Origin of the sequence: Desulfurivibrio dismutans, assembly GCF_029210385.1 — a bacterium.
Classification (GTDB): domain Bacteria; phylum Desulfobacterota; class Desulfobulbia; order Desulfobulbales; family Desulfurivibrionaceae; genus Desulfurivibrio; species Desulfurivibrio dismutans.
Window position 1 is genome coordinate 1 of record NZ_JARGDQ010000020.1, and the last position, 1,482, is coordinate 1,482.

The following is a 1,482-nucleotide window of genomic DNA, read 5'->3' on the forward strand; positions in this document are numbered from 1 at the left end:
TGAGTTCCTGAGCCAGAGCCCCGCCGGAGGCGAGGGCGGCAAAGCCGCTCCTTCGCCGTCGCCACCCTCAGGTTGAGCATGGAGGGCCGGGGCCGTCAAGGCTGCGCGTAGCGCACCCCCGCTAGGGGGCTTGGCCTTGACGGGGCCGGTTCTCCATGCTACGGCATCGGCAACTTCCGCTTCACAAAAAAAGCATCCTGTTTTACCCTGCCGGGTGAAGTTTCCTCCAAGAAACGAACCCAAACAAGGAAAAACAGGATGCTGATTCAAACTATCTTGAACCGGATCGAAAAACAACCCGGTTTTATGTACGAGCGATGCAGATTGTGCCACGACGGCCGTTCGACCCTGGAGATCACCATCCGGCCAAAGCGCGGCAGTCGACCGATCTGCTCGGGTTGCGGCAAAAAAGGGCCGGGCTACGATACCATGGCCCAACGACGCTTCGAGTTTGTCCCCTTGTGGGGGATTCTGGTCTTTTTCCTTTATCGCCCGCGCCGGGTTGATTGCCCGCATTGCGGCAGGGTCAGGGTGGAAAAGATGCCATGGGCCAGGGGCAAGAATCGGCTGACCACCACCTATGCCTGGTTTCTGGCTACCTGGGCCAAGCGAATGAGCTGGAAAGAGGTCGCGGTATCCTTCATGACCAGTTGGGATTCGGTGGTCCGCTCGGTGAAAATGGCCGTTGAATGGGGTCTTGCCAACCGTGACCTGGAGGGCGTCACCGCCATCGGCACCGATGAGATCTGCTGGCGCAAGCGCACCAAAAACAAGTTCGTCACCCTGGTTTACCAGCTGGACGCCGGCAAAAAGCGCCTGTTGTGGATCGGCCCCGACCGGACCACCAAGGTTTTCCGGAGCTTTTTCGACTGGTTCGGGCCGGAACGAAGTGAAAGGCTGCAGTTTGTTTGCAGCGACATGTGGAAACCGTATCTGCGGGTGATTGCCGAGAAGGCCGTCAATGCGGTCAACGTCCTCGACCGCTTCCACGTGGCGAGCCACATGAGCAAGGCCATTGACCAGGTCAGGGCCGAAGAGACTCGGGAACTCAAGGCCAAAGGCAAAGAACCGGTGCTGACCAAAAGCCGCTGGTGCCTGCTCAAAAGGCCGGAGAATCTCACCGACAACCAGGTGGACAAGTTGAAAGACCTGCTGGCCTGCAACCTCAAGACCATCCGGGCCTACCTGCTCAAGGAGGACTTCCAGCACTTCTGGAACTACGTCCACCCCGGCTGGGCCGGTCTTTTCCTCGACAAATGGTGTACCAAGACCATGCGTTCCCGGCTCAAGCCGATGAAAAAGGTGGCGAAGATGCTGAGGGCTCACCGACCGCTCCTGCTCAACTGGTTTCAGGCCCAAGGCGAGATCGACCTCGGCTGTGTCGAGGGGTTCAACAACAAAGCCAAGGTGATTACGAAACGAGCCTACGGTTTCAGGACTTATGATATGCTGAAAATCGCCTTGTATCATTCGCTTGGAGAT

The 1,482-nt window shown here is 58.0% G+C and carries 1 protein-coding gene; it reads left to right on the top strand.

What is annotated here, in order from left to right; all coding sequences use genetic code 11:
• Positions 1 to 258 precede the first annotated feature (258 nt).
• Positions 259 to 1,482, top strand: a 1,224-nt coding sequence (locus P0N66_RS12695) for an ISL3 family transposase (RefSeq protein ID WP_275805996.1), incomplete at its 3' end; no start/stop codon positions are given.